General features: G+C 65.8%; 21 protein-coding genes and 1 pseudogene. 12 read left to right on the forward strand and 10 right to left on the reverse strand.

Features of this window, described 5'->3' with window-relative positions; all coding sequences use genetic code 11:
• Nucleotides 1-109 precede the first annotated feature (109 nt).
• Nucleotides 110-430 (forward strand): DUF2917 domain-containing protein, encoded by a 321-nt coding sequence (locus ACSFA7_RS26705; RefSeq protein WP_093443289.1) that lies wholly within the window; start codon nucleotides 110-112, stop codon nucleotides 428-430.
• A gap of 58 nt (nucleotides 431-488) precedes the next feature.
• Nucleotides 489-707, forward strand: a pseudogene (locus ACSFA7_RS26710) (helix-turn-helix domain-containing protein); the annotation flags it as partial.
• 27 nt (nucleotides 708-734) lie between these two features.
• Here the strand turns inward: ACSFA7_RS26710 and ACSFA7_RS26715 are convergent.
• A complete protein-coding gene (locus ACSFA7_RS26715) occupies nucleotides 735-1,622 on the reverse strand; it encodes a DUF6279 family lipoprotein (RefSeq protein ID WP_435502152.1) in 888 nt (295 codons plus the stop codon).
• On the opposite strand from ACSFA7_RS26715, the gene glmU reads away from it, so the two are divergent.
• On the forward strand, nucleotides 1,621-3,054 hold the full coding sequence (glmU, locus tag ACSFA7_RS26720; protein WP_435502153.1) for a bifunctional UDP-N-acetylglucosamine diphosphorylase/glucosamine-1-phosphate N-acetyltransferase GlmU: 1,434 nt from the start codon (nucleotides 1,621-1,623) through the stop codon (nucleotides 3,052-3,054). The genes ACSFA7_RS26715 and glmU overlap by 2 nt on opposite strands.
• A 7-nt stretch (nucleotides 3,055-3,061) precedes the next feature.
• Here the strand turns inward: glmU and ACSFA7_RS26725 are convergent, their stop codons facing one another.
• The gene (locus ACSFA7_RS26725) at nucleotides 3,062-3,544 is read right to left on the reverse strand and encodes an Lrp/AsnC family transcriptional regulator (RefSeq protein WP_435502154.1); all 483 of its coding nucleotides are present in this window, start codon (nucleotides 3,542-3,544) and stop codon (nucleotides 3,062-3,064) included.
• 137 nt (nucleotides 3,545-3,681) lie between these two features.
• Here ACSFA7_RS26725 and glmS point away from each other — a divergent pair, with 137 nt between their 5' ends.
• The gene (gene glmS / locus ACSFA7_RS26730) at nucleotides 3,682-5,562 is read left to right on the forward strand and encodes a glutamine--fructose-6-phosphate transaminase (isomerizing) (RefSeq protein WP_435502155.1); all 1,881 of its coding nucleotides are present in this window, start codon (nucleotides 3,682-3,684) and stop codon (nucleotides 5,560-5,562) included.
• 42 nt (nucleotides 5,563-5,604) lie between these two features.
• Here the strand turns inward: glmS and ACSFA7_RS26735 are convergent, their stop codons facing one another.
• The 8 genes from ACSFA7_RS26735 to deoC all read right to left on the reverse strand — a co-directional run bounded on the left by ACSFA7_RS26735 (nucleotide 5,605) and on the right by deoC (nucleotide 15,386).
• Nucleotides 5,605-6,657, reverse strand: coding sequence for an ABC transporter permease (locus tag ACSFA7_RS26735; protein ID WP_435502156.1), 1,053 nt, complete (start codon nucleotides 6,655-6,657; stop codon nucleotides 5,605-5,607).
• On the reverse strand, nucleotides 6,654-8,231 hold the full coding sequence (locus ACSFA7_RS26740; protein WP_435502157.1) for a sugar ABC transporter ATP-binding protein: 1,578 nt from the start codon (nucleotides 8,229-8,231) through the stop codon (nucleotides 6,654-6,656). The genes ACSFA7_RS26735 and ACSFA7_RS26740 overlap by 4 nt, the downstream gene beginning before the upstream one ends.
• Nucleotides 8,232-8,252: 21 nt before the next feature.
• A complete protein-coding gene (locus tag ACSFA7_RS26745) occupies nucleotides 8,253-9,257 on the reverse strand; it encodes a substrate-binding domain-containing protein (RefSeq protein ID WP_176658675.1) in 1,005 nt (334 codons plus the stop codon).
• 12 nt (nucleotides 9,258-9,269) lie between these two features.
• Nucleotides 9,270-10,322, reverse strand: coding sequence for an ABC transporter permease (locus ACSFA7_RS26750; RefSeq protein WP_435502158.1), 1,053 nt, complete (start codon nucleotides 10,320-10,322; stop codon nucleotides 9,270-9,272).
• 11 nt (nucleotides 10,323-10,333) lie between these two features.
• Nucleotides 10,334-11,284 carry a ribokinase gene (locus tag ACSFA7_RS26755; RefSeq protein ID WP_435502159.1) on the reverse strand — a complete coding sequence of 317 codons (951 nt, stop codon included), beginning with the start codon at nucleotides 11,282-11,284 and terminating at the stop codon, nucleotides 10,334-10,336.
• A gap of 4 nt (nucleotides 11,285-11,288) precedes the next feature.
• On the reverse strand, nucleotides 11,289-11,741 hold the full coding sequence (locus ACSFA7_RS26760; protein WP_013539546.1) for an RbsD/FucU family protein: 453 nt from the start codon (nucleotides 11,739-11,741) through the stop codon (nucleotides 11,289-11,291).
• A gap of 122 nt (nucleotides 11,742-11,863) precedes the next feature.
• Nucleotides 11,864-14,293, reverse strand: a complete 2,430-nt coding sequence (locus ACSFA7_RS26765) for an aldehyde dehydrogenase family protein (RefSeq protein WP_435502160.1) — start codon at nucleotides 14,291-14,293, stop codon at nucleotides 11,864-11,866.
• Nucleotides 14,294-14,297: 4 nt separating this feature from the next.
• Nucleotides 14,298-15,386, reverse strand: a complete 1,089-nt coding sequence (deoC, locus tag ACSFA7_RS26770; protein ID WP_435502161.1) for a deoxyribose-phosphate aldolase — start codon at nucleotides 15,384-15,386, stop codon at nucleotides 14,298-14,300.
• A gap of 258 nt (nucleotides 15,387-15,644) precedes the next feature.
• Between deoC and ACSFA7_RS26775 the strand changes: the two genes are divergently transcribed.
• The 8 genes from ACSFA7_RS26775 (at nucleotide 15,645) to ACSFA7_RS26810 (ending at nucleotide 24,955) form a co-directional block, all read left to right on the forward strand.
• The gene (locus ACSFA7_RS26775; protein WP_435502162.1) at nucleotides 15,645-16,433 is read left to right on the forward strand and encodes a DeoR/GlpR family DNA-binding transcription regulator; all 789 of its coding nucleotides are present in this window, start codon (nucleotides 15,645-15,647) and stop codon (nucleotides 16,431-16,433) included.
• 246 nt (nucleotides 16,434-16,679) lie between these two features.
• Nucleotides 16,680-16,883: a hypothetical protein gene (locus ACSFA7_RS26780; protein WP_435502163.1), complete on the forward strand. Its 204-nt coding sequence runs from the start codon at nucleotides 16,680-16,682 to the stop codon at nucleotides 16,881-16,883.
• 903 nt (nucleotides 16,884-17,786) lie between these two features.
• On the forward strand, nucleotides 17,787-18,941 hold the full coding sequence (locus ACSFA7_RS26785; protein WP_435502164.1) for a polysaccharide biosynthesis/export family protein: 1,155 nt from the start codon (nucleotides 17,787-17,789) through the stop codon (nucleotides 18,939-18,941).
• A 17-nt stretch (nucleotides 18,942-18,958) separates the two neighbouring features.
• Nucleotides 18,959-19,414 (forward strand): low molecular weight protein-tyrosine-phosphatase, encoded by a 456-nt coding sequence (locus tag ACSFA7_RS26790; RefSeq protein ID WP_435502165.1) that lies wholly within the window; start codon nucleotides 18,959-18,961, stop codon nucleotides 19,412-19,414.
• Complete coding sequence (locus ACSFA7_RS26795; RefSeq protein ID WP_435502166.1) at nucleotides 19,411-21,672, forward strand: polysaccharide biosynthesis tyrosine autokinase; 2,262 nt, start codon at nucleotides 19,411-19,413, stop codon at nucleotides 21,670-21,672. The genes ACSFA7_RS26790 and ACSFA7_RS26795 overlap by 4 nt, the downstream gene beginning before the upstream one ends.
• A 330-nt stretch (nucleotides 21,673-22,002) precedes the next feature.
• Nucleotides 22,003-22,728: a sugar transferase gene (locus ACSFA7_RS26800; RefSeq protein WP_435502167.1), complete on the forward strand. Its 726-nt coding sequence runs from the start codon at nucleotides 22,003-22,005 to the stop codon at nucleotides 22,726-22,728.
• Nucleotides 22,725-23,795 (forward strand): hypothetical protein, encoded by a 1,071-nt coding sequence (locus ACSFA7_RS26805; protein WP_435502168.1) that lies wholly within the window; start codon nucleotides 22,725-22,727, stop codon nucleotides 23,793-23,795. Before ACSFA7_RS26800 ends, ACSFA7_RS26805 begins: the two co-directional genes overlap by 4 nt.
• Before the next feature lie 20 nt (nucleotides 23,796-23,815).
• Entirely contained in the window at nucleotides 23,816-24,955 is a 1,140-nt protein-coding gene (locus ACSFA7_RS26810; RefSeq protein WP_435502169.1) for a polysaccharide pyruvyl transferase family protein, read from the forward strand.
• Nucleotides 24,956-24,957 lie beyond the last annotated feature (2 nt).

Below are 24,957 nucleotides of genomic sequence, written 5' to 3' on the forward strand. Positions count from 1 at the left end.
CTTCGTTTTCATTGGACCCACAACGCCACAGAAACGATCATTCATTCCCGAACTGCGCCATTGCCTCCGTCCTGTCAATCGCACTTCGGCAAGCCCAAGGAGTTTCATCATGTCCACCGCTGTCTGCACCACCGAATCGCTCGCTTCCCTGTCCATCCCCGCCCGCACCGCCGTCGCCGTGCCCCCGGCCGTGCGCCGCGGCGCCTGGCAGATCGCCCCCGGCGAGGCGATGAGCCTGAAGGCGCGTGCGGCCAGCGTCCTGCGCGTCAAGCAGGGCCGGGTGTGGATCACGCCCGACGCCACGCTGGCCAACCCCAGCGAAGACCTGGTGCTCGCACCGGGCGAATCGATGACGGTGGCCGCCGGCCAGCGCATCGTCATGGAAGCATGGGATGGCTACGGCGCCACCTACACATGGGATCAGGCCTGAACGGTCACAGGTTCCCATGGACGCACAAAGGCGGCTTCGGCCGCCTTTTTTCTTTTGCATGGTGCGCGACGGCTGGGCGGAGTTTCCGTTCAACCAGCAGCACATCGCCGATGCGCTGGGGCTCTCGCTGGTGCACACCAACAAGACGCTGCGCCGGCTGCAGCGCCTGGGGCTTTACAAGCTGGATGCAGGCTGGCTGCGCATCCTGGAGCCGCATGCGCTGGAGACGCTGGGCGATTACTTCGAGCGGCCCCTGCGGCCCGTTCCCCTGATCTGAAGGCCTGGAGGCGAGCGCGCCGCGGCCTCAGCGCGCGGCCACCAGCTGGCGCAGGTCGCTCTGGTAGGCCTGCAGCCGGCGCACCGCCTGCTCCCGCTGGCTGGCACTGGTGCCGTTGTGCAGGGCCGCGAGATTGCGGCAGCCCTCTTCCAGCAGCGCCTGCTGCTGGTCGCGCCAGGGCCCGGGCGGCGGCTCGGCGATGCGCAGCAGGTAGGCGTGTAGCGCCGAACGCGCCTCGGCCGGCGACGGTTTCTTGGTGGCGAACCCGCGCAGCATGACCAAGGCCTCCTGCTGGCGCTTGCGGCGCTCGGCGTCCGCGAGCTGCGGGTTGAAGACCGATTGCGCCACCTGTTGCTTGAGCAGGTCGCGCTGCTCGGCGGTCAGACGGCCGTAGAAGTCTTCCATGCGGTCCAGGAACTGGTCGTAGCGCTTTTCCTGCACCTGCGCGGGCGTGCGGTCGAGCCAGTCCTTGCGGTATTCGTTGTTGAGCTTGGCGTACTTGCGTTCGAGCTGCTGCAACTGCGATTCGCTCAGGGACAGCGCGAGGTCGGTGGTGGCCGGCTCGGCGCGCTCGGTCACGGCGAGCAGGCGCTCGCGAATGCTGTCGGCAAAGCCGCAGGCCTGCGCGGGCGTCACCTCGCCCGGCGCCAGGGCTTGCGCCCCCTGCAGCAGGGTGATGACCTTGGGCAACTCGTTCTGCCGGTGCCAGGCCAGCAGCTGGGCGAGTTCGTCGCGCACCCTGGGCGACTGCGTGCTGTCGAAATCGAAGTAGCCGTCGAGCCACCAGTAGCTCACCTCGGGCAGGTTGTTGTAGGCCAGCCGGATCGCGCTGCAGGCCCCCAGCGCGGTAACCAAAAGCAGCACGCCGATAATCCGCGCCAGTTCAGCGCAACGAATCCGGGAAGAAGAAAGCATGAATCAGACTCCGCAGCAGCAGCAAGACATCCAGGGGCCGATCGACGTGGTGATCATGGCGGCCGGCAAAGGCACGCGCATGAAAAGCAGGCTGCCCAAAGTGTTGCATCGTTTGGGCGGCCGCGCACTGATCGCGCATGTCGCCAGCACCGCCGCGCGCATCGGCGCACGCCACGTGGTGGTCGTGACCGGCCACGGCGCGGCCGAGGTCGAGGCCGCCATGGCCGGCGCCGTGGGTGGTGCCACGCCACGCTTTGCGCGCCAGGAGCCGCAACTTGGCACCGGCCATGCGGTGCAACAGGCGACGCCGCTGCTGCCGGACGATGGCACGGTGGTCGTGCTCTCGGGCGACGTGCCGCTCATCGGCGAAGAAACGCTGCGGGCGCTGGTCGCGGCGAGCGCGGGCGAGCGCCTTGCGCTGCTGACCATCGAATTCGACGACCCGAGCGGCTACGGCCGCGTGATCCGCGGTGCGGCCGGCGGGGCGGTGACCGCGATCGTCGAGCACAAGGACGCCAACGAGGCGCAGCGCGCGGTGCGCGAGATATACAGCGGCGTGATGGCCGTGCCCGCGCGCCTGCTCAAGGGCTGGCTCGCGCGCCTGGACAACCGCAACGCGCAGAACGAGTACTACCTGACCGACGTCGTGAAGCTCGCCGCGGCCGACGGCGTGCCGGTGGTGGCGCACATCACGACCGATGCGCTGCAGGTGGCGGGCATCAACAGCCCGGTGCAGCTCGCGGCGCTCGAGCGCGCCTGGCAACTGCGCCAGGCGAATGCGCTGATGGAGCAGGGCGTGCGCCTGGCCGACCCGGCGCGCTTCGACCTGCGCGGCACGCTGGCATGCGGGGCCGATGTCGAGATCGACGTCAACTGCGTGTTCGAAGGCCAGGTGTCGCTGGGCGAGGGCGTGCGCATCGGCGCCCACTGCGTGATCGCCAACGCGCGCATCGAGGCCGGCGCGGTGATCCATCCGTTCACCCACATCGACGGCGAGAAGGCCGGCGTGACGGTGGGCGAGCGGGCGCTGATCGGCCCGTTCGCTCGCCTGCGCCCCGGGGCGCAACTCGGCACCGAGGTGCACATCGGCAATTTCGTCGAAGTGAAGAACTCGACGCTCGCGGCCGGCGCCAAGGCCAATCACCTGGCCTACCTGGGCGACGCGACGGTGGGCGAGCGCGTCAACTACGGCGCGGGCAGCATCACCGCCAACTACGACGGCGCCAACAAGCACCGCACGGTGATCGAGGCCGATGTGCACATCGGCAGCAACTGCGTGCTGGTGGCTCCGGTCACCATCGGCGCGGGCGGCACCATCGGGGGCGGGTCGACCATCAACAAGTCGACCGAGCCCGGTGCGCTGACCGTGGCGCGCGGCAAGCCGGTGAGTTTCCCCAACTGGAAGCGGCCGCAGAAAAAGCCGAAGGCCTGAGAAGGCTTCAGCCCAGGGGCACCGCGGGCTCGAACTTGGCGCGCTTGAGGCTGAAGAAGGCCTTGACGTTGCGCACATTGGCGTCGGCGGTGAACAGGCGCTGCGTCAGCGCGCCGTAGTCCGGCATGTCGCGCGCCGCGACCACGAGCACGAAGTCCGGGCCGGGCGAGACGCGCCAGCACTGCTGCACCGCGTTGTCGGCGATCACGCAAGTTTCGAAGGCGTCGAGCGCTGCGGCGTCCTGCCGGTCCAGCGAGATCTCGACCACCGCCTGCAATCCGTGGCCCAGCACCGCGGCCAGCCGGTCGGGCGAGAGCAGCGCGACCTGGCGTTCGATGAGGCCTTCGTCCTTCAGCCGCTGCACGCGTCGGAGGCACGTGGGTGGGGAGATGCCCACGTCGGCGGCCAGCCGCTGGTTGGTCTGCGACGCATCGCGCTGCAGCGCATCGAGCAGCCGGAGGTCCATTGCATCGAGGGAGATTGATTCCATATATTCGTAAATTATGGAATAAAAATCCAAATCAAAGAAACGATGAAATAAAAGTCCGAAATGGAAGAAATTTCGAGAGCATATTTTCTCGAGGACTTTCTACCATCAGGCCTCCTCTTATCCAAAGGCAACTCACCATGTGCGGCATCGTCGGGGCAGCGTCCCATCGCAACATCGTTCCGGTCCTCGTCCAAGGCCTCCAGCGGCTCGAGTACCGCGGCTATGACTCCTGCGGCGTCGCGGTGCATGCGGGCGGCCTCACGCGGGCACGCACCACGTCGCGCGTGGCGGACCTCATCACGCAAGTGCGCGAGGACAAGGTCGAAGGCCTGACCGGCATCGCCCACACGCGCTGGGCCACGCATGGCGCGCCGGTGGTGCACAACGCCCATCCGCACTTCAGCCACGGCCCCGGCGCTGACGCGCAGGGCGCGCGCCCCGGCCGCATCGCGCTGGTGCACAACGGCATCATCGAAAACCACGAGACGCTGCGCGTCACGCTCGAGGCCAAGGGCTACGTGTTCGAGAGCCAGACCGACACCGAGGTCATCGCCCACCTGGTCGACAGCCTCTACGACGGCGACCTGTTCGAGGCCGTGAAGGCCGCGGTGCTGCAACTGCATGGCGCCTACGCCATCGCGGTGATCTGCCGCGACGAGCCGCAGCGCGTGGTCGGCGCGCGCGCCGGCTCGCCGCTGATCCTGGGCGCGGGCAAGGAGGGCGGCGAGAACTTCCTCGCAAGCGACGCCATGGCGCTGGCGGGCGTGACCGACCAGATCATCTATCTTGAAGAAGGCGACGTGGTCGACGTGCAGCCGGGCAAGTACTGGATCGTCGACAAGAACCACAAGCCGGTGACCCGGCAGGTGCGCACCGTGCTCGCGCACAGCGGCGCGGCCGAGCTTGGCCCGTACCGCCACTACATGCAGAAGGAAATCTTCGAGCAGCCGCGCGCCATCGGCGACACGCTCGAAGGCGTGGCGGGCATCGTGCCCGAGCTGTTCGACGGCATCGGGCAGGACGGCGCCACGGGTGCGAGCGCGCACCGCGTCTTCAAGGACATCGACAAGATCCTCATCCTCGCCTGCGGCACCAGCTACTACAGCGGCTGCACCGCCAAGTACTGGCTCGAAAGCATCGCGAAGATCTCCACGCAGGTCGAGATCGCAAGCGAATACCGCTACCGCGACTCGGTGCCCGACCCCAAGACGCTGGTGGTCACCATCAGCCAATCGGGCGAGACGGCCGACACGCTCGCCGCGCTCAAGCACGCCCGCTCGCTGGGCATGGAGCAGACGCTGACGATCTGCAATGTCGCCACCAGCGCGATGGTGCGCGAGTGCAAGCTGGCGTACATCACGCGCGCCGGCGTCGAGATCGGCGTGGCGTCGACCAAGGCCTTCACCACGCAGCTTGCCGGTCTCTTCCTGTTGACGCTGGCCATCGCGCAGACCAAGGGCCACCTCACCGAAGCCGACGAGGCGCGCTACCTGAAGGAAATGCGCCACCTGCCGGTCGCGCTGCAGTCGGTGCTCGCGCTGGAGCCGCAGATCATCGGCTGGGCCGAAGACTTCGCGCGCAAGGACAACGCGCTGTTCCTCGGCCGCGGACTGCACTACCCGATCGCGCTCGAAGGCGCGCTCAAGCTCAAGGAAGTGACCTACATCCACGCCGAGGCCTATGCGGCCGGTGAACTCAAGCACGGCCCGCTCGCGCTGGTCACGAGCGAGATGCCGGTGGTCGCGGTCGCGCCGAACGACGCGCTGCTCGAAAAGCTCAAGAGCAACCTGCAGGAAGTGCGCGCGCGCGGCGGTGTGCTCTATGTGCTGGCCGATGGCGACACGAAGATCAAGAGCGGCGAAGGGCTGCATGTGATCCGCATGCCGGAGCACTACGGGCAGCTGTCGCCGTTGCTGCATGTGGTGCCGCTGCAGTTGCTGGCGTATCACACGGCGTGTGCGCGGGGGACCGATGTGGACAAGCCGCGGAATCTGGCGAAGAGCGTGACGGTGGAGTAAGGCGGCTAAGGCCGTCGGCGCTCTGCCGAATGCCAGGGAACCTCAGCCCTGCTTGCGCATCGCGAAGCAGGCGCCTGCCACCAGGATGAACGCCCCGATGATCACCTTCTGCCAGGTGCTCGGCACGCCCGCCAGGATCAGCACGTTGTTGATCAGCGTGACCAGCACCACGCCCAGCAGCGTGCCGCCCACGGTGCCGCTGCCGCCGGTGATGCGCGCGCCGCCCAGGATCACCGCGGCGATCACGTCCAGCTCGTTGCCCACCAGGTCGAAGGGGTTCGCCAGCCTCGTGCTCGAGACGTGCACGATGCCCGCCAGACCCGACAGGAAGCCCGCGTACGCGAACACGAAGATGTGCACCGTGCGCAGGTTGTAGCCCAGCCGCTCGGCAATCGCGAGGCTGCCGCCGATGGCGTAGACCGCGCGGCCGATGAGCGTGCGGTTCAGCAGCCACCACGTCAGCACCGCCGCGCCGGCCAGCACCAGCACCGTGGCGGGCAGCACCACGTGCAGGCCCTGCGCGGTGTCGAAGCGCCAGAGCGCCAGCTTGCCGAATGCGTCCATCGGCGCGGGCACGTTCATGAAGAACACGGTGCCCACGAAAGTCAGCAGGATGCCGCGGTACAGGTACTGCGTGCCGATGGTCACGATCAGCGACGGGGCCTTGAGCCAATGCACCAGCAGGCCGTTGAACACGCCCAGCACCGCGCCGCTCACCGCGCCCGCCGCCAGCAACAGCGCGATGGGCGCTTCGGGAAAGTAGTTCAGCACCAGCTTGGTGATGCTGTACATCGTGAGCGCGGCAATGGCTGCGAACGACACGTCGATGCCGCCGGCGGCCAGCACGATCAGCACGCCCAGCGCGAACAGCCCGAGCACCGTGCAGGCCCGCACGATGTCGAACAGCACCGGCAGCTGGAAGAAGCCCGGATTGATGGCGCCGACCGCCAGGCACACCAGCACGATCAGCGCGAGCGTGAAGACCGAGGGGCGCTGCCCGAGCCAGCCGCGCCACGAGGCCGTTGCCTTGGGAGCCGCTTGCGCAACCGGGGTCGGTGCGGCCGTGGAATGCGCTTGCATGGTGGAAGCCGTCATGAGAATGCGGGAGAAGGGGTGTCGGAAACCAGCGCGTGGTAGAGCTTGCTCTCGGCCAGGCCCTGCGCGTCGAAGTCGTTGGCGATGCGGCCCTTGCGCATCAGCAGGATGCGGTCGCAGTTCTGCAGCAGTTCCTGAAGGTCGTCGCTGACCAGGATCACGCCCAGGCCCTGCTCGGCCAGCCGCTGCACGATGCGGTAGATGGTGTCCTTGGAGCCCACGTCCACGCCCACGGTGGGGCCGTGCAGTATCAGCACGCGCGGGTCGATGGCCAGCCAGCGGCCGATGAGCACGCGCTGCTGGTTGCCGCCCGAGAGCGATTGCACCGGCCGGTCGACATCGGGCGTGGCGATCTGCAACTCGCTCACCGTGCGTTCGGCCAGCGCCTGGCACTGCTTGCCGTCGAGTGCGCCGAAGCGCCCGCGCAGGCGACCGAGCACGGCCGTGACGATGTTGTCGCGAATCGGCTTGTCCAGAAAGAGGCCCTCGCTCAGCCGGTCTTCCGGCACGTAGCCGATGCCCTGGCGGATGCCGTCGCTCGGCGTCTTCAGCGTGACCTGCCGGCCGTCGAGCGCGATGCGCCCGCGGTCGGCGGCCTGTACGCCGGCCAATGCCAGCGCCAGTTCGTTGCGGCCCGAGTCGAGCAGCCCGGTGATGCCCAGGATCTCGCCCTTGTGCAGCGTGAAATTCACGTCGCTGAACTGCGCGCCGCGGCCGAGCGCCTCGACCTTCAGCAGCGTGTCGCCGCCGTGCGTCCGGTGGCGGTAGCGCGCGCCGTCGAGCTGCTTGCCGGTCATCCAGTGCGCGAGCTCGGCCTTGGTGAAGTCGCGGATCGGCCCCTGCGCCACCTTCGTGCCGTCACGAAAGACGATGGCCTGGCCGCCCATGGCCATGCACTCGTCGAGCTTGTGGCTCACGAACAGCACGGCCACGCCCTGCGCGCGCAGGTGCTCGACCACGTGCACGAGGTTGTCGACTTCCTTCTGCGTGAGCGAGGTGGTGGGCTCGTCCATGATGACCATGCGCGCGCGCGTGGCCACCGCGCGTGCAATCGCCACCAGCTGCCGCGTGGCGATGGGCAGCTCGTCGACCCGGCGCGCGAGGAAGGCCGCGTCGGTCGGCAGCTTCACTGTTTCGAGCGCGCGCACGGCCGTGGCGGCCACCGCCTTGCGGTCGAAGCGCCGTGCGAGCTTGCCGCCGGTCGCCACCAGCTGCTCGCTGAGCGCGACGTTCTCGGCCACGCTCATGTTCGGCAGCAAGGACAGGTCTTGATAGACCGTCTCGATGCCCAGCGTGAGCGCCTCCAGCGGCGACAGCGATTCGTGCGGATGGCCATCGATCACGATGCGCCCCTGGCTCGGCGGCTGTGCACCCGAGATGATCTTGATGAGCGTGCTCTTGCCGCAGCCGTTCTCGCCGAGCAGGTGGTAGATCTCGCCGGCTTCGATGGTGAGGTCGATGCCGCGCAGCGCGTGCACGCCCGCGAAGCGCTTGTGCACGTCCTGCACTTCGAGGAAGACACGGCGCCCGGTGCCGGGCACCGGGGCTTGCGTGGAAGGCGCGGTAAGGGTCATACGCTCAAGAGGTCCGGAAGATCAGAAGGCGTACTTCTTGTAGTTCTGCTTGTCGACCTCGACCCAGGCCTGCCCCGTGACGATGATGCCGACGCCCGGGCCCTTCTTCACAGAGACCTTGTTGTAGCCCTGCACGCCCATGTCGGTGCCGTCGGTGATGGTCTTGCCGTCCAGCAGCATCTTGGCCGCCTTGTTCATGACGATGCCGGCGTCCTTCGGGTCCCAAAAGGCGATGCCGCCGACCGCGCCCGATTCGAGGAACTTGGCCGCCTCGCTCGGCAGGCCCGTGCCGTACACGCAGACCTTGCCCTGCAGGCCGGCTTCTTCCACCGCGCGGCCGATGCCCAGCACGTCGAGCGACGACGAGCCCTGGAAGCCCTTCAGGTCGGGGTGCTTGCGCAGCATTTCCTTGGCCTTGCCGTAGGCCTTTTCCGCGTCGTTGAGCGACTCGTTCTTGGCATCGACCAGCTGCATCTTGGGGTACTTCTTCGCGTTGGTGGCACCGCCGTCGGCCCACTGCACCTGCGACTGGCTGCCCAGCGAGCCGACCAGCGAGGTCCACTTGCCCTGCTGGCCCATGCAGGCGGCCAGGCGTTCGTTGATGCGCGCGCCGTAGGCCGTGTTGTCGAAGGCCTCGATGTCGACCATGGTGTTCTTCTGGTTGTCGGCCTCGTGCGTCACCACCTTGATGCCGCGTTCCATTGCGCGCTTGAGCACCGGTTCGAGCGTGGGCGGGTCCATAGAGACCACGGCGATCGCGTCCACCTTCTTGGCCACCAGGTCTTCGATCAGGCGCTGTTGCTGCGCGGCGTCCGACTGGGCCGGGCCGATCTGGCGCGTGGCCACGCCGGGTGTGCTGGCGCCGAATTCCTTCACGCCCACTTCCATGCGGTTGAACCAGCTGATGCCGGTGATCTTCACCACGGTGACGATGTCCTGCGGCTTGCCCTGCGCATGCAGCGCGGAGGCGAAGGCCACGGTGCCCAGCGCCAGCACGGTGCAGGCGATCTTTGTTTTCTTCAGCATGTCTTTTGTCTCCTAGCCCTCGGTGGTTCTTTGCGTCGCGCCAGGAGGGGACTGGTGCGGCGGTGCGCTGGAGCGCGTAATCGAAACGAAGCTGCGCAGGTCGGCCAGGCTCAGCCGTGCCGATGCCAGGAAGAACAGCAGCAGCAGTCCCCAGGCGCAATCGCGGAAGAAGTTGGAAATGCCCAGCAGGTTGAAGGTGCTGGACAAGAGCTGCAGCGCCACGGCCGAGAAGAACAGGCAGGTCATGCGCCCATAGCCGCCCTGCGGCCGCACGCCCGCCATCACGGTGATGAGGATGGCGATGAGCAGGTAGGAGTTGCCGTAGTCCGACTTCACGCTGGCCGTGCGGGCCGCGATGATCACGCCCGCCACGGCCGCCAGCACGCCGCACAGCGCATAGGTGGCCACCAGCATGCGGTTCTGCGAAATGCCCGCGTAGCGCGCCGCCTTCGCGTTGGTGCCCAAAAGGAAGAGGCGGATGCCGAACGGGCTTTGCTTGAGCAGCCAGCCCACGCCCAGCAGCATCGCCACGAAGATGACGAACGGAATCGGCACGCCCAGCACCATCTCGTTGCCGATGGCCGAGAGCGGTTCGGCATCGCCCACGCGCAGGCTGGAGCCGCCGGTGAGCACCACGGCGAAGCCGGTGTAGAGCAGCTGCGTGCCCAGCGTGCAAAGAATGGGCGTGAGGCCGGCGCGTGCAATCAGCAGCCCGTTGAGCAGCCCGCCCGCCAGGCCCACCGCCAGCGCGATCACGGCGAACCATGCCGTGTAGATCCAGGGCGAGGCATCGGGCGCCGCGAGCATCGGTGCCACCGTGGCGGCGACCACGCCGGCCAGGTTGGCCAGCGCAACGCCCGACAGGTCGATGCCGCCGTTGCCCGAGATCATCGACAGCGCCACGCCCATCGCCAGCAGGCCGAGCTCGGGCAACTGGCCGCCCATCGACTGGAAGTTGTAGACGTCGAGGAAGTCGCCCTTGGACAGCACCGTCGCGACCACGAGGATCACCACGTTGATGGCGACCAGGAAGTTGAGTTCGCGGTCTGAAAACCTGGAGGTCATGGCGGGCTCCTTCAGTGGGCGCGGTGCATCAGCGCATCGACCTCGGCGCGCGTGGGCATCGAGGGTGCGGTGCCGGCGCGCGTGACCGAGATGGCCGCCACCGCCGAGCCGAAGCGCGCGGCTTCCAGCGGCGAGGCGCCTTCGGCCAGTGCCGCCGCGAAGCCGCCGTTGAAGGCGTCGCCCGCGCCGGTCGTTTCCTTCACGGCACCGGCATTGAACACGGGGATGTGCACCGAGCCGCTCGCGCTGTGCAGCAGCGCACCCTTGTCGCCGAGCGTGATGAGCGCGCAGCCCACGCCTTTGGCCAGGAAGAAGTCGCCCGCGCGGCGCGCGTCGTCGATGGTTTCCACGGCCATGCCGCTGAGCGCGGCGGCCTCGTGCTCGTTGGGCGTGATGTAGTCGCACAGCGCGTACAGCGCATCGTCGAAGGGCAGGGCGGGCGCGGGGTTGAACACCGTCACTGTGCCGGCGGCGCGCGCCAGTTCCAGACCGCGCTGCGCGGCGCGGGCAGGCTGTTCGAGTTGCGTGACGAACACGCGCGCTCCGCGGATGGCGTCGGCCGCCGCGTCCACGTCGGCCGCGTCGATCAGGGCCGCAGCGCCCGGCACCACGATGATCGCGTTGGCGCCCGTGACCTCGTGCACGTAGATGAAGGCCGCGCCGGTCGGCTGGTCTGCCACCTGCGGGGTGCGCGGCGTGATGCCTTCCTCTGCCCAGAGCGCGAGCGCGTTGGCGGCGAAGGCGTCCTGCCCGAGCTTGGAGATGAAGGTGACCCCCGCGCCTGCGCGCGCTGCCGCCACGGCCTGGTTCGAGCCCTTGCCGCCAGGACCCATGGCGAAGCCCGAGCCCGCGATGGTCTGGCCGACGCCGGGAAGCTGGGCCGCGCGGAATGCGAGGTCGGCCACGAAGATGCCGAGCACGGCGACGCCGCGCTGTTGTGAAGAGACAGGGATGGCGGTCATGCGATCAGGCCTCGGGCGCGAGGACGCCTTTTTTGAAGATGAAGCAGCCGTAGAAACGGCGCTCGCCCGTGGCGATCACGCAGTAGGCGCGGCGCGCGGCTTCGTAGAAGGCGAAGCGCTCGATGGAGCCCAGCGGGCGCGCGCGTCCCTCGGCCGCATCGATCTCGCGCTGCATCTCCTGCTGCACCGGCGGGATCTCGTTCGGCTCGCCCATGATCTCCATGCGCCGCGCGGGATCGTCCACCGCGTTGTCCAGCGGCAGCACCGAAAGAATGGCGCGTGCCGCCTCGGTGGTGCCCACGCCGTCGATGCGCAGCAGCCGGCCCAGGGTGGTCTGGCGTGCGACCGAATCGGCCGGGAAGTTGGCGTCGCACAGCACCAGTTCGTCGCCATGGCCCATGGCGCGCAGGGCGTAAAGCACGTCCGCATTGAGCAGCGGATGGATGGACTTCAGCATCTTTGTCTCCGTGAAGGACTTGTCGTTCTTTCGAGGTATCTTAGAGAAAGAAAACGTTTGCGCAAACGTTTGCTATTCGGGGATTTCCCTTGGTTTCCTTGGCTCCGTTGGATGTCAGATGCTCATTCGCCATAGGGAATCCAGATGTTCTTGACCTGGGTGGCATGCCGCAGAAACAGCGCGCCTTCGGCCGAGGCGGCGTCGTGCCAGTCGGTGGCCAGGCCGTGGTCGACCAGCGTGCGCTTGAGGTTGCCCACCGACAGTCGCTCGGCGTTGCGCGAGAGCGCCTTCGCACCGAAGACCCAGAGCGCATCGACATCGTCGTGCTCGGCAAGCGTCTGCACGAGGCTGGCCGCGGGGCCGGTCACCAGGTTGATCACGCCGGCCGGCAGGTCGGAGGTTTCAAGCACCTGGTAGAAGTCGGTGGCCACCAGCGGATGCTTCTCGCTCGGCACGATCACCGTGCGGTTGCCCATGGCCATGAGCGGCGCGAACAGGCTCACGAAGGACAGCAGCGGTGCCTCGTCGGGGCACACCACGCCGACCACGCCGATGGGCTCTACGGTGGCCAGTGTCACGCCGCGCAGCGGCGGCACATGCACCGTGCCTTCGTACTTGTCGGCCCAGGCGCCGTAGGCGAACAGGCGGCTCACCGAGGCATCGACCTCGGCCTCTGCCGCAGGCGCGCTCACGCCGGTCAGGCTGGCGATGCGCCCGGCGAATTCGTCGGCGCGGGCCGCGAGGTTTTCCGCGAGGTAGTAGAGCGCCTGCGCGCGGCGATGCGGCGTGGCGCTCGACCAGCCAGCGGCCGAGCGTGCAGCGGCGACGGCGTTGCGGATGTCCTTGCGGTTGCCCGTGCCGACCTCGCCGATGCGCTGCCCGTTCGCCGCGAACACCGGATGCGAAAGCTCGCCGTCCGGGCGCACCTGCTTGCCGCCGACGAACAGCTTGGCCGTGCGGTCGATGGCCGGCAGCGTGATCGAAGACTTGGGCTGCGTCCTGGGCGCCTCGTTCGCGGCTTCCAATGCGACAGCAGCGGTGCGTGGCTTGCGCTCGGCCCAGGCACGCGGCTTCAGGTATTCGTAGCAGCCCTCGCGCCCACCTTCGCGGCCGTAGCCCGATTCGCGGTAGCCGCCGAAGCCCACGCCCGCATCGAACAGGTTGGTCGCGTTGACCCACACCACGCCGGCCTGCAGTTGCGGCGCGATGCCCAGCGCCAGCCCGATGGTCTCGCTCCACACGCTCGCGGCCAGGCCGTAGCGCGTGTTGTTGGCCAGGGCGACGGCTTCGTCGGGTGTGCGGAAGGTCATCGTCACCAGCACCGGGCCGAAGATCTCCTCCGTCGCCACGGTCGATGCGGGGTGCACGTTGGTCAGGAGCGTCGGCGGGAAGAAGCTGCCGCCCGGCGGCAGCGCGCCCGGCGACTGGTAGCAGCTCGCGCCTTCGCGCACGCCGGTGGCCACCAGCGTGCGCACGCGCTCGAGCTGGGTGGGATCGATCAGGCTGCCCATGTCGATCGCCTTGTCCAGCGGCGAACCCACGCGCAGGCTCTGCATGCGGCGCTTGAGGCGCTCGATGAAGTCGGCCGCAATGCCTTCCTGCAGCAGCAGCCGCGAACCGGCGCAGCACACCTGGCCCTGGTTGAACCAGATGGCGTCGACCACGCCTTCGACGGCCGCGTCGATGTCGGCATCGTCGAACACGATGAAGGGCGACTTGCCGCCCAACTCCAGCGTGAGCGACTTGCCCGAGCCGGCAGTGGCTTCGCGGATGAGGCGGCCCACGTCGGTCGAGCCGGTGAAGGCGATCTTGTCGACGCCTTCATGCGCGACCAGCGCCGCGCCGGTGGCGCCGTCGCCGGTCACCACGTTCAGCACGCCCGGCGGCAGGCCGGCCTCTGCGGCCAGTTCGGCAAAGAGCAGCGCGCTCAGCGGTGTGAGCTCGGCGGGCTTGAGCACCACCGTGTTGCCCAGGGCGAGCGCGGGCGCGATCTTCCACGCGAGCATCAGCAGCGGGAAGTTCCACGGAATGATCTGGCCGACGACGCCCAGCGGCACCTGGTCGGCGAACTCGCGCGCCTGCAGCTGCGCCCATCCGGCATGGTGATAGAAGTGGCGCGCCACCAGCGGCACGTCGAGGTCGCGTGTCTCGCGGATGGGCTTGCCGTTGTCCAGTGCCTCGACCACCGCGAGCAGGCGTGCATGGCGCTGCACCATGCGCGCCAGGGCGTAGAGATGGCGTGCGCGGCCGTGGCCGCCGAGCGCGAGCCAGCCGGGCTGCGCGGCGCGCGCCGCAGCGACGGCCGCATCCACGTCCTGCGCGGAACCCTGCGCGATGCCGGCCAAGCGCTGGCCGGTGGCGGGCTCGGCCGTGTCGAACTGTGCGCCGGCCGGCGCGGCGGTGAAGCGCCCGTCGATGAAGTGGCCGAAGCCCTCGGCATGGCGCGCGAGCCATTGGCGCGCGTCGGTGTCGCTCTCTGGCGCGGGGCCGTAGTCCATGGTGTCGAAATAGCGTGCGACGCTGCTGGTGTTGTTGTTCTGGCTGCTGCTCATCGGGTCATCCGATCGGGTGGCGGTTGAAGGCCGAGTAGCGGCCGGTGACGTGGTGCTCCAGCTGGCGCTCGATGTCGGCCAGCAGCGTGGAGGCGCCGATGCGGAACAGGTCGGGCTCGAGCCAGGCGCGGCCCAGCTCTTCCTTCATGAGCACCTGGTAGTCGAGCGCGGTCTTGGCGGTGGAGACGCCGCCGGCGGGCTTGTAGCCCACGCGAAAGCCGGTGCGGGCTTCGTATTGGCGGATCATGCGCAGCATCACCAGCGTGACCAGCGGCGTGGCGTTCACGCCTTCCTTGCCGGTGGAGGTCTTGATGAAATCCGCCCCGGCCATCATGCAGACCATCGAGGCCTTGGCCACGTTGCGCAGCGTCTTCAGTTCGCCCGTGGCAAGGATGGCCTTGACGTGCGCGTCGCCGGCCGCGCTGCGGAAGTCGCGCATCTCGTCGTAGAGCTTCTGCCACTGCCCGGTGAGCACATGCTCGCGAGTGATGACGATGTCGATCTCCGCCGCGCCGTCGCGCACCGAGGCTTCGATTTCCTTGAGCTTGAGCTCGTGCGGAATCAGCCCCGCCGGAAAGCCTGTGGACACCGCGGCCACCGGGATACCAGTGCCCGCAAGCGCCTCGACCGCCGTCGACACGAAGCGGTGGTACACGCACACCGCGCCCGTGTGCAGCCTGCGGTCGGCAAAGCCCAGCGCGGCCAGCAGGTCGGGGCGCACGGGCGTGACCGCCTTCGCGCAAAGCCGGCGCACGCGCTCGGCCGTGTCGTCGCCGTTGAGCGTGGTCAGGTCGATGCAGGTGATGGCCTTGAGCAGCCAGCCGGCCTGCGCATCCTTCTTGACGGAGCGACGCCCCGGCAGCGTGGCCACGCGGCGCTCCGCAGCGGAGAGGTTGACGCGGATGCCTTCGAACCAGCCGGTGTCGAAGGGTTGCGCGGTGTTGCGCGCGGCGGCGTGCGGCTGCGTGGGTGCTTCGGTGGACGCGGCAGGGGCCGCCGGAGCCGCTGGGGTGAGCGCTGCGACGGCACTGGCAGGCGGCGCCGGCCGCGAGCGCACGGCGCCGCTGCTGCGAACGAGGGAGGTGGATGTCATGACGTGATGGGCGCCGTGGCGCGCAGGGGCCGCAGGTGCGGCGGGCAGGCAAAGGGCATGTCTTGTGTGTCTCCGGTGCTGGGTCGCGCGGCGGCGCAGCGGTGGTGTCGTTCGTCTTGCGTGCCGTCGTGCAGGGCCGGCGGCGTGTTGGCATGAATGTTAGAACAACAACATTTAATCAGGCAAGATGTTTTTAAAATAACATTTAAAAACCCGCGATGACCGATACTCACGGGCTTGGATCAGAGGAACCCGAACATGCGAAAGACCGCAGGAGCCGAGGCCCGGGCCGTGCGCCTGGCGAAGATGCAGGAACTCGTCGAGGCCGGCGGACCGTTGCCGATCAAACAGGCGGCCCAGCGGCTCGATGTGACCGAGATGACCATCCGCCGCGACCTGTCGTCGGCCGACTCGCCGCTCTCAGTGCTCGGCGGTTACGTGCTGGCGACGACGCTGCCGGGTGCCGAGCGCTACTCGCTCGACGAGGCCAGCGACCAGCACGCCGCCAACAAGCGCCTGGCCTGCGAGCGCGCGGCCGAGTGGGTGCAGCCGCACGACAGCCTGTTCATCGACTGCGGGACCACGATGGTCCACTTTGCGGAAGCACTGCCGCCGGACATGCCGTTGAGCGTGGTGTGTTACTCCACGAACATTGCAGCGGTGCTGAGCCGACGGCCGAACACACAACTGATGTTGATGGGCGGGCTGTATCACCCGTCATCGGCCACCTTCTTTTCCGACGAAGGGCTGCAGTACCTCGACAAGCTGGGCGTGAACAAGGCCTTCATCTCGGCCGGCGGGCTGGACGTGGCGCGCGGCGCAAGCTGTTCCAACTTTCATGAGGTGCCGGTGAAGCAGGCGGCCATCCGCAGCGCGTCGGAGAGTTTTCTCATCGTCGACGAGAGCAAGCTGGGCACGCTGAGGCCTGCGTTCTTCAGCCCGCTGCAGGCCTTCGCGCGGATCCTGGTGGGCGGCGCGCCCACTGCGGCCGTCAAGAAGCAATTCAAGGAACTGCCGATGGAGTTCGCACGGGGTGAAGTCGCGTAAAGGTGCCTCTGGCGTCGTCCGCTGTGCGCGCGCTGCGCAAGGCGTAGCCGGCGAACGACGATCGGAAAAAGAGGAAAAACACGGTCAGCCGGTGCACAGGTTCAGGGCAAATACTCTCCATCCAACGTCCGGGGACCTGCATATCCTCGGCTTTTCTTAAGCTATCCTCTCGCACCCGACACGCGTAGCGATTTTTTACACACCCAAGGGGCTGACGCGTGCCCGAGCGAAGGGGGAGAGACAGAGATGCGCTTGATCTTCATCGAACTGCTAATAGCCCTGGTGCTGCTGCCATTGAGCGGCCTCTTCTGGTGGTGGGCCTTCGGCATGGGTGGCTGGGCACTCGTCGGCTTTCTCGTTCTGGTCGGCATCACCCTGTTCCTGGTGCTGCGCGGCGTTCGCGCCACCAAGGACAAGCTGGGCCAGTCCGGCGACGACCAGGAGCAGTAAGTCTCCTGCCGGCCCACCGGCCCGCATCGATCATTGGCCTCCTCGCGGAGGCCTTTTTCATTTGGCGACCGCGCACGCGCGCGCCCCAATTTCCCGATAACTTTTATCGCGGAATTCGTATATCCATATTCGGCCTGAATTCTTTTTTCTCATTCACTCTGTCGATTGAATGATTAGGCCGGATTTGCATGACCGGGATGCGAAAGATCCATGGCATCTGGATGACTTAAATTGAAAAACAATGCAAAAGTTTTAGCCGAAGAATGAATGTGAAATTATTCATTTAACTTTGTGAACAATGGTTGCACGATCTTGGTGCCGCTCGCGGTCGCGACGAACAGAATTCCAGGTAAATCGAAAAACCTACAACCGTCTGAATCGGGGCGCGGATCACCGTTGCGGTGCCCGTCCGGGTGCCGCCGCATGCCCGGTTGAAGGGCACCGCCATCGTTCTGCACTCGGGCAATCCTCCTACACTGCACGAAAACACAAACGCTTACAAAAGGCCGTGCAATATCAAAAACCCTCGAAAACTCAATTCCGTGGCACATACGCCACGATCTCCCCGCTTGGCGCGGTAATTAATAAGTCGCCATTTCAATCGCAAAAATGGCATTCCGGAATGCTGTTTCATCGACGGTTTTCCCAATGAAAACAGTGTTCCGGAGAGTGCGATGGCAGATACCCCTGCATTGCACAAGGTCGCACCACGAATAGACACGTTTCTTTCGCCTGTGCGACGAAAAAATGGGTCTTCGGGCGCAGCGACAATTCAGTTTTCGACCTGTGCACCGATAAATCACGGATTCGCTTTGCGGTGCACCGCGATCAAAAGGTCCGTCCGACCCGAGCGGGCTCGACCTTTGCATATGCACCGCAGTTGAAAGAAAAACCAGTTTTGCAATGGAGATCAATTTGACACGCTACGTGTACCTGATGGGGTGGAGCGCTGCCCTGGCCGGCGCGATGTTGCTCCAGGGCTGTGCGCCGGGCTTCGGCACCATGGCGGCTTCCGAGCCCGACCTCGGCCCGGCGCCGGCCCTGTCCGCCGACGGCTCGCCCGAGGGCGCGCTCACGCCGATTTCGCCGGCGCTCATCCGGGCGATGGCCGATGCGCAATCGACCGCGGTGCCGGCCGACGTGAAGGCGCTGTTCGGCGAGGCGGCCGCGTACACCATCGGGCCGGGCGACGTCGTGGGCGTGATCGTCTACGACCACCCCGAGTTGCTTCCCAATGCCGGCGCCGTCATCACCCAGCAGGTCGACCCGACCGGCATCAGCGTCGCGCCGGGCTTCATCGTCGGCGCCAACGGGGAGATCAGCTTTCCGTACATCGGCCGCGTGAAGATGCAGGGGCTCACCGAAATCGAGGCCTCCGACCTCATCGCCAAGCGCATCGCGCGCTACATCAAGGAGCCGCAGGTCACGGTGCGCATCCAGTCCTTCCGCAGCCGCCGCGCTTTCGTCGAAGGCGAGGTGCGCACGCCGGGGCTGCAGATCTTCACCGACGTGCCGATGACGCTGGCCGAGGCGCTCAACCGCGCCGGCGGCATCACGCCCAACGGCGACCGCTCGTACGTCACGCTCACGCGCGGCGACCGCACCACGCTCATCGACCTCACCCGCCTGCAGGACCTGGGCAGCGGTGCCGGCAGCATTCCGCTGCAGAACGGCGACGTGGTGCTGGTGCGCAACCGCGACGAGAACAAGGTGGTGGTGATGGGCGAGGTACTGCGTCCCTCGGCGCTGCTCATGCACAACGGGCGCCTGAGCCTGAACGAGGCGCTCGGCGAAGCCGGCAGCGCGAGCCTGGGCACCGCGAACACGGGGCAGATCTACGTCGTGCGCAACACCGCCAAGGGCACGCCGGCCGTGTTCCACCTGAATGCGAAGAACCCCGCCGCGCTCGCGCTGGCCGACCGCTTTCCGCTGCAGCCGCGCGACGTCGTCTACATCGACTCGGTGCCGCTCGTGAGCTGGAACCGCGTGGCCAGCCTGATCCTGCCGGCTGCCCAGGTGCTGGACATCGGCGACCGCATCTACATGAACCACCGATGAACCCCGATGAGGCAGCGATGAAATCCGTGCTCACAGTCTGCATCGGCAACATCTGCCGCAGCCCGATGGCCGAAGGCCTGCTCGCGGCCGGCCTGCCGCACCTGCGCGTGGTGTCCGCAGGCACCGGCGCGCTCGTGGGCCAGCCGGCCGACGCGATCGCGCAAAAGCTCATGCAGGCGCGCGGTATCGACATCTCGGGCCACGTCGCGCAGCAGGTGGGCCAGCTCCTGTGCCGCCAGGCCGACCTGATCCTGGTGATGGACCTCGCGCAGCGCCGCCACCTCGAGTCGACCTACCCCTTCGTGCGCGGCAAGGTGTTCCGCATTGCCGACACCCTCGCGCAGGACGTACCCGACCCCTATCGCCGAGGCGAAGCCGCATTCGTCGACGCGCTGGCCCTCATCGAGGCCGGTGCCCGCTCGTGGATCGAGCGCGTCCTGAAGATCACAAAACCCGAGCATCAACCCACATGAATGCATCCCCGCAAGCCGCCCCACCGATGCAAGCGCCGGAAGACGAAGGCGAAGGCATCAACCCCGCGGAGTACTGGGACATCCTGGTCGACAACCGCTGGCTCGTCGCGATCGTGGTGGCCGTTTTCCTGTTCCTCGGCACGGCCTACGCGCTGCTGGGCAAGCCCGTCTACGAAGCCAACCTCGCGGTGCAGGTGGAAGACTCGGGCAACTCCGCCGGCAGCTTCCTCGGTGATGCGGCCTCGTCGCTGCTGAGCGTGAAGACGCCGGCCGCGGGCGAGATCGAAATCCTCCGCTCGCGCGCCATCCTCGGCAAGGCCGTGGAAAACACCCGGCTCTACATCAGCGCACGGCCGCGCTATGCGCCCTTCGTGGGCAGCTACCTGGCGCGTCGCGCCACCGATCTCTCGGAGCCGGGCTTCATGGGGCTCTCGGGTTATGTCACCGGCACCGAGAAGATCCTCGTGCCGCGCTTCGACGTGCCGCCCGACTTCGAGGACAAGCCTTTCACGCTGACCGTCGGCACCAACGGCCAGTACGAGCTGAGCAACCCCGACATCGACACGCCGATGAAGGGCACCGTCGGCACCTTGCTCTCGGCGAACATCCCGAACGTCGTGAACGGCAGCGTGAGCCTGATGGTCACCAGCATCAGCGGCAAGCCGGGTGCGCAGTTCCAGCTCGTGCGCTCGTCGACGCAGCAGACGCTGCTTGCGCTGCAGGACGCCCTGAAGGTCGTCGAGAAGGGCAAGCAGTCGGGCGTGCTCGACGTGAGCTGGAAGAGCGCCGACCCCGAGAAGCTCACGCAGCTGCTCAACGAGATCGGCACCCTCTACGTCCGCCAGAACATGGAGCGCAAGGCCGCCGAGGCCGAGAAGACGCTGGGCTTCCTCGATACGGCGCTGCCGCAGTTCAAAAAGCAGCTGGAGCAGTCCGAGGACACCTACAACCGCTACCGCAACCAGAACGGCACGGTGAGCCTGGACGACGAGGCCAAGAACGCGCTCACGCAGACCGTCGACCTGCAGTCCAAGCTGCTCGAGGCGGAACAGAAACGGCGCGAACTCGCGGCCCGCTTCACCGACGAGCACCCCGCGGTGCAGACGCTCGACACCCAGGTCGTCGCATGGAAGGCGGCGCTGGCCAGCATCGACGCGCGCATCCGCAAGATGCCCGAGCTGCAGCAGAACACCGTGCGCATGCAGCGCGACATCAAGGTCAACACCGACCTCTACGTGTCGCTGCTCAACAGCTCGCTGCAGATGCGCCTGGCCAAGGAAGGCAAGGTCGGCAACGTGCGCCTGCTCGACGAGGCCATCGTTCCCGAAGAAGCGGTGTGGCCCAAGCGCCCGCTGGTCATTGCGCTGGCGCTCATCCTCGGGCTCGCCGCGGGCGTGGCGGCCGCGGTGGCGCGCAGTTCGTTCTTCGGCGGCATCCGCAACCCGGGCGAGATCGAGACCCACACCGGACTCAACGTCTACAGCAGCATTCCGCTGAGCGCCGCCCAGCGCACGATCGACCGGAACATCGAGAACAAGGTCGCCGGCGTGCACGTGCTCGCGCACCTGCAGCCCGAGGACCCGGCGGTCGAGAGCCTGCGGAGCCTGCGCACCGCGCTGCAGTTCGCCATGCTGGAGGCGACCAACAACCGCCTGCTCATTTCCGGGGCGACGCCCGGCGTAGGCAAAACGTTTATTTCGGTCAATTTCGCGGCCATTACCGCCGCCGCCGGAAAAAGAGTTCTTTTGATTGATGCGGATTTGCGAAAAGGCCGCGTCAGTCAATTCCTGTCGATCCCCCGGTCTGCCGGGTTGTCGGAATTGATAGCAGGAACCCTCGATTTCGAGAAGGCCGTGCGCCCCTCGGTGCTGCCGAACCTAGACATCGTCACCACCGGCGTGCTGCCGCCCAATCCGGCCGAATTGCTGATGAGCGAATCCTTCGTCCAGGTGCTGGACAGGTTGTCGCCCGGTTATGACCTGGTGATCATCGACACGGCACCCGTCTTGGTGGCTGCGGATACCGCCTCGGTGGCACCACTGGCAAGCACCTTGCTGCTGGTTGCGCGGGCCGAAAAAACCCAGCTTGGCGAATTGAATGAAAGTGTCCGGCGGCTTGCACATGCAGGCCGTTCGGTAAATGGCGTCATATTGAATGCTATTGACCTATCGCGTCGCCATGCGGGCAGTGGGGGTTATAAGTTTGGCGCTTACAAGCATTTACAATACACATACAAAGCAAACAGGGATTCCACCTAGACCGTGAAAAATTGGAGTTAAATTCATCTCGGTGCGCTTGACATTCAAATTGGCGCATTGAGTCCATACTCAATTTGTATTCAGTCAACCCTATGTAGTACCAATGAACAGTCATTCATTTTTACTACGTCTGTCGAGTCCGTTGGCCGCGCAATAGTTTTTGCACTGCAGAAGCTACGAGGCATTTGTGCGGGTCGTGTCGGCCAAAAAAATCAAGGGCCATAACCGAAGAGATGCAGGCGTTTTTGCCTGCATGTGGAAAGGTGCGTCGCCAATGAAATACCTTCCGAAAGAAATCCTTTCGTGTTTCACCTCTGGATGGAGAAAACCATGAGAAACCTCCGCCCCCAAGAATCGCTGGCCCCGCAAGGCTGGGACAATTCGGAACACCAACACAGCGAATCGCCCTACGACATCGGGCAGAACCGGGTGCGTCATCCGGCCGTGCTTCGAATCGGAAAAAGATCGGTGGACATTGCCGCCGCGCTTTTCTTCTTCATTGCCTTCGGCTGGGTGTTCGTGTTGATCGGCCTGTGCGTAATGATCAGTTCCGGCGCGCCGGTTTTCTATTCGCAGCCGCGCTATGGAAAAGACGGCCGGGTATTCCGCTTCTGGAAATTCCGCTCGATGACGGCCAATTCGGCGCAGGTGCTCGAGGAGCATCTGAAGAACAATCCCGAGGCGCGCCGGCAATGGGACGAATACCAGAAACTGGAAAACGACCCGCGGATCACGCCTTTCGGCAAATTCATCCGCAAGACCAGCCTGGACGAGCTGCCGCAGTTCTGGAACGTGCTCATCGGCGAGATGAGCCTCATCGGCCCGCGCCCCTGCATGCTCGACCAGAAGATGCTCTACGGACACGACTGGGTTCATTACTGCGCCGTGCGCCCGGGCATCACCGGTCTCTGGCAAGTGAGTGGCCGCAATCAGCTGACCTATAACGCGCGCGTCGCATTGGACGTGAGGTATGTCGAGACGCTTTCCGTCGGGAAGGACGTCGATATTTTCCTGAGAACGATATGGGTGGTCGCGGTCGGTCACGGGTCGCGGTGAGCCACGCCATCCAGCAGGGATATCCAACAACAAGAACAAAAAGAAATTCGGGGCGCGTCAACCCCTATGCGATTGCCGGGATTTCGATCGTGTTCATCTACACGGTCATCTACGTCTATTTTCGGGATTCGCTTCCCGATAAATGGAGCGTCGATTCGGCAAAGATCATCGAGATCCTGAATTACGGCGGCGCGGGTGGCGACCTGGACAATTCGTTCGCGATCACCGCGGCATTGTTCGGGCTCATCGGCGTGGACAACCTGGATGTCTTCACTTGCAGCGTGAGCGCCTTGTTTCTGCTGTTCGCGACCCACGATATCCGTCGGGCCGGGGATTTCTTTGCAAGATTGCTCCTGATTGCGCCGTGCATCATGCTCAACATGTTTGCGCCGTCGAAGGAAACGGTGGTGCTCATCATGACGATGTTCATCACCGTGTCGGCGATCTACTTTCGGACTTCGAAGAAATACACCTTCATCTCGTTTCTTTTTCTGTACGCGGTCTATGGAATATTCGTCCGGCAATACTATTTGCTGATCGTCGGCGTGTTCTTCGTTGTCTATTGGATCTGGCGACGACCACTCAAATACCATGTGCTGGCGGCCATTGTGGCGGCAGGCGCAATTCTGGCGGCGCCGTCCAGCGTGTTGCAGACATTGCAATCGCCAAGAGATACGTCGAACGCCTATGCGGAGCAAATTGGAAGCGATAACCGCACGGCATTTACCAATATCGCATCGCCAGCCACCGGCCCTGGGTTCCTGGTCAATTACGTCTATGCCGGAACGGTATTGATCACGCCGGTTCTGTATTTCCAGACCGCCAGCGATTTTTTCATGCAATTGATGATCGGCGCGATGCTGGTCATCCTTTATCGGGCCCGAAAAAAGGCCCGGCGCGGACATGACCGCTTCGAAACCAGATTCTTCGCCAGCCTTTTCATTGCCCACATATTGGTGCAATTGATATTCGAACCCGATCTCGGCAGTTTCACCCGACATTTGACCTCGGTGCTGCTCTATCTCATTGCCATCAAGGTTGCCGAGAGAAAACCATTCCTCAGATGAAAAAAATCCTGATTTGCGCCGTGCCATTCAGCGACAATCTCGGCGACGGGGTCATTGCCGCGTCGCTGGCGCACATTGCCGGCCTCAAATACCCGGGCGCCAAAGTTGAATTCCTCGACATTGCCGGGCGGCACGGATTCGACGAGCAAAACCTGCGCGGCGGCGGCGCGTTCGGCGTCTTCCAGAAGCTGCCGGCGCTGCTGCGTTCGGCCATCGTGTTCGCCTATTGCCTGAAGAACTACTTCCAGCGCTGGCGCCCGCACTGGAAGGCGGCCGTGAGCGATGCCGACCTGGTCATCGTCGGCGGCGGGCAGCTCTTCTGCGACGTGGCGCTGAACTTCCCGGCCAAGCTGTTTCTCTTGAGCCGGCTCTTGCGCGGCAAGCGGGTGGCGGTGGTGTCGGTGGGCGTCACAGCCAAGTGGTCCTATTGGGGCAAGGTGCTCGTGGGCAAGTTCTTCAAGAACGCCGCGCCCGTCTTCTTTGCCACCCGCGATGCGGAGTCGGCGAAGAACCTGCACGACATCTTCCGCATCCCCCGGCCCGACATCCGCGTGGTGCCCGACCCGGCGCTGGTCTGCGAGAGCGCGTTTTCCGGGGAGCTTTCGCCCGAGAAGAAATGGGACGTGGGCATCTGCGTGAGCAGCCTTGACGCGCTGGTCATGAACTCGGAGTACGGCGAATCGAACGCCATCGGCTCGGCCGATTTCTTCGCGAACCTGGCCGAGGCGCTGCAGAAGGAGGGCGCGCGCGTTCTCTACTTCACGAACGGCGCGGCCGAGGACAACCGCGTGATGGCCGAGATTTCGTCGCGTCCGGTCAGTGCGAGTGCGAACACGGCGGAAACCACCTTTCTCGTGCCCAAGCGCCCCGACGACCTCGTCGCGCTCATCAGCGCGTGCTCCTGCATCGCGGCGCACCGGCTGCACGCGAACATCGTGGCCTACAGCCTGAACATTCCCTCGGTGGGGATGAACTGGGACAAGAAGGTCGAATCGTTCTTCCGCCTCACCGGCCGCACGCAGTACCTGTTCGACCTGTCGCCGCGCCCGGACCAGCTCAAGGCCTCGGTGCTGCAACTGCTGAACGAGAAGAACCCCGGCCGCGAACGGCTCGACGTGCTGCAGGGCGAAGTCATCGCCGGCACGCACGCCCTGATCTGACC

Origin of the sequence: Variovorax trehalosi (assembly GCF_051216415.1) — a bacterium.
In the GTDB taxonomy this organism is placed as follows: Bacteria; Pseudomonadota; Gammaproteobacteria; order Burkholderiales; family Burkholderiaceae_C; genus Variovorax.